The sequence below is a fragment of the Aquimarina sp. RZ0 genome (assembly GCF_008370685.1).
In the GTDB taxonomy this organism is placed as follows: Bacteria; Bacteroidota; Bacteroidia; order Flavobacteriales; family Flavobacteriaceae; genus Aquimarina.
On sequence record NZ_VTZU01000167.1, the window covers coordinates 1 to 3,169 of the forward strand.

Below are 3,169 nucleotides of genomic sequence, written 5' to 3' on the forward strand. Positions count from 1 at the left end.
ATTATATATTAGATTTGAAGATCGAGTGGCACTTGATTTAGCGACCAAGCCCCAGGAGGGCTCTGGGAGCTAGATCCCAGAGCCCTCCTGGGGCTTAACCCTGAGACAGGGTTATAATTACACTTCCTCATAAAGGTAAAAAGCATATTCTTAACCTATAAAAAAACAGCCAACTATTACTAATTGACTGTTTCATCTCTATTTATTTCTTACTCTTACTGCTTACTCAAAACGCCACTAAGCACAGCTTAGCGGGAGCTGGGGCTAAATTATTAAATACTACTGTTGGATATCTTTTAGGAGAAACAGAACAAACCAACTTATTGAGTGATCCCGATATGCTTAAAAGATTAAATGATATAGTTAATTTACCAGAATCAGACAAAAGCCATATTCTTTTATACAATTGATAATTTACTCGCTTCTGTAAAAACTAGATTAGCTTACGGGTCATAAAAAAACCAGCTACAAATCAATGTAACTGGTTTTTACTTTTATTTCTTACTCTTACCGCTACGAAGTCGGGAGACATTCGTAGAGCAGGATTTGATTTAACATTTATAATTTTTCATATTCTTTATAGAGATCCTCTTGAATATCTAAATCTAACTGTTTAAAATCATCTAAATTATCTTTAAATATACTTAAAATCTTTTCTTTAAATTCGAGGTTCTTTTCCCAAAATATTTTATCAACTTTAAGAACATTTAAAAATAGATCGCCTTCATAATAATCTGCTTCTATAAAAGGTTCTTTCTCTAATAATTCTATTGCTATAGGCATTAAATAGTCTAAACCAATATTTTGACTTATCATAATCCTTAAGTCTTCGGGAGAAAAGTATTTTAGCTTCTTATTAGCTAAATCAAAACACCTTTTTACCAAGTGCGACTCATATTCTGGCGGTCTTGGTATTGCCTTATTTTCTAATTGATTTATTGTTTTTTCTAAACTCATATTAAAAACCACCAGCTTCTTGTCTGGCATTATTTAAAACATTCTGTATTTGATCTTTTTGATTTTGCAACTGTGTTCTTAAACTTGTAGCTGCATCTAAAACATCATCACTAAACGAACCATTTTTAATTCCTTTATTCAATTTAGTAATCTGTTTCCCTAATCCTTTAAGTGCATCTGTTACTTCTCCTATATGATCAAAAGTCTTACCATTTATCGTAAATGGACTCCCCAATATATCTTTTACAGCTCCTTTTAAATCGTTTGGACTTAAATGTGTTCCAATATTATTTGTCTTTTTGATAACACCATCTAAAATATCTCCGCCAGTTCCACTTAATTTAGAAGTGTTTAATGCTATTTTAGATAAAGATTTAGTACTAGCTGTTTTTGTTAATTGTTCGAATACTTCTGTGCCAGCTTTTACATTTTTGCCTTTTGAAGTAAATAACATCAATAAATTTGTGCCTAATTGTATATTCTCAGATGTGCTTTTAGAGACGTTACTTCCTGAAAGTTTATCCCTAAATACTGAATACCTGTGGTTACAGCTTCATCTAGCGCCTGACCAGGATAACCTCCCTTGACACTGAATTGGCCATTCTTTTGTATTGCTACAAGTTTTCGAGTGTTTTTATTTCCAGAAGATGTTCCACTTGATTGATCTCCAACTGGTAGAGGTAAATGAGCAGAAGGGTTTTGACCACTTCGACCAGATGGTGGTGCATTTACAAGATCAAAACCATTTAATTCTTGTCCTTCAAGCCCTTCTAACTCTATTTTCCAAACAGGATTATTATGGGCAAATTGATATGGCGATATTGTGACATAGTCGCCAGCCACTGGATCTATTCCAAAGAATCTTCCAATCTCTGGCATATAGTTTCTATGCCTAAAAGATAACCAGTTTAAGTCAAGTTCATTTTGTTCTTCTTGATTTAGATATCCATAGTTATGTTTCCTTCCAGTGATTGTGGAATTGTATCCTTTGTGTTCGAGCCCAAATGGATAATAACTTATGCGTTTTTTTTAAGCGCACATCCTTTTTTTCTAACGGTTACCTCCAAAGATGCTATTTTTTAAGAACGTTCTTTCTGTCATGTATCTTTCTGCATTGCTAAAATAGTAATTCTCCCTTTACCTTGATTACGGGTTTGTGTATTTGTACTAGTTAACTTCTAAAGCCAGCCGCATCATCAAAGCTGTGTTACATAATTTTAGTTATACCTGCTCTTCCCAAGGTCAGGAGCTATAACTGGAGTTTATGTAAAACAGCCGCGCACCGAGTGCTATACTTGAAGATTTGAGCTTTAAAGAATGATTTCTAGTGAAGATATTATAATACTATAGCGTATAAATCGTGTCGTAAACCTTATTTCTATTGATTTGGAAGGGTTTTGAGTACTTTGTGGTCGCATTTTGCGACTACCTAAGTTTGCGTGACGTTCATTCGCCACTAAGGCTAACACTTCAAAAATGGAAGATCACAACCGCATTTGCCTTTCAATCTTCCACTTTTGAAGCGTTTTCAACAATTGAGTAAGAACGATTGATCTTAAAGCTGAAGTGCGCAACGGCAGCCAGCTGCTGACCTTCAGCTTTAAGATTAATCATAGCCATCTGGCGACTGAAGATAACTGCGTGTACGCAAAACAAAGGCGTAGCCGAAGCGAAGAGGAGCAGCCGACACATAAAAAGGAGTGTAACGGTTTTATGTGCCAGACGGTTTTTATGTTTTCTTCTTTATCAAAATATAAACTTCAACATAAATAATCGGCTAGGCTGCGACCAAGCGGCGCAGCCCATGAAGTAGCGATTTTGCTTAAATTAGTATTCAGCGATAGCGTTCTTTATTGTTTTTAAGCAAAAAAGTAGCTACGAGTGAAAGAGGAACGTAATAAGGTCATATATTTCTAGTGAAAACTGACGACCAACGGTGAGGAAGTTGTAACGGTCTGGAACAATTGCTTTTTCTGCAATTGTGGAAGAAGAAAATATGACTTATGAAGTGACGAAGGAACACCTTATAACAGCTTATTACAAAAGCCCTTTTTGGGCTGATGTGATAATAACTAATTGGAGCAAAGCGACTCACTTGGTTATTTAGTGTAATGGATGGAACTGGTTGATAGCTTCGTGTAAGCTTTCAAGATTATTCTGCTTGTAGGATTCTGTAGAACTAATATGTTTATGTCCTGCTAAGTATTGAACT

General features: G+C 35.1%; 3 protein-coding genes. All 3 read right to left on the minus strand.

Annotation, left to right across the window (positions count from 1 at the left end):
- Positions 1-558: 558 nt before the first annotated feature.
- Genes F0000_RS26825 through F0000_RS26835 form a run of 3 tightly spaced genes read right to left on the minus strand, consistent with a single transcriptional unit; the run spans position 559 to position 1,977 of the window.
- Positions 559-987 carry a contact-dependent growth inhibition system immunity protein gene (locus F0000_RS26825; RefSeq protein ID WP_149627773.1) on the minus strand — a complete coding sequence of 143 codons (429 nt, stop codon included), beginning with the start codon at positions 985-987 and terminating at the stop codon, positions 559-561.
- Entirely contained in the window at positions 959-1,411 is a 453-nt protein-coding gene (locus F0000_RS26830; protein WP_149627774.1) for a polymorphic toxin type 28 domain-containing protein, read from the minus strand. Before F0000_RS26830 ends, F0000_RS26825 begins: the two co-directional genes overlap by 29 nt.
- Before the next feature lie 14 nt (positions 1,412-1,425).
- Positions 1,426-1,977, minus strand: coding sequence for an RHS repeat domain-containing protein (locus tag F0000_RS26835; RefSeq protein WP_149627775.1), 552 nt, complete (start codon positions 1,975-1,977; stop codon positions 1,426-1,428).
- Positions 1,978-3,169 lie beyond the last annotated feature (1,192 nt).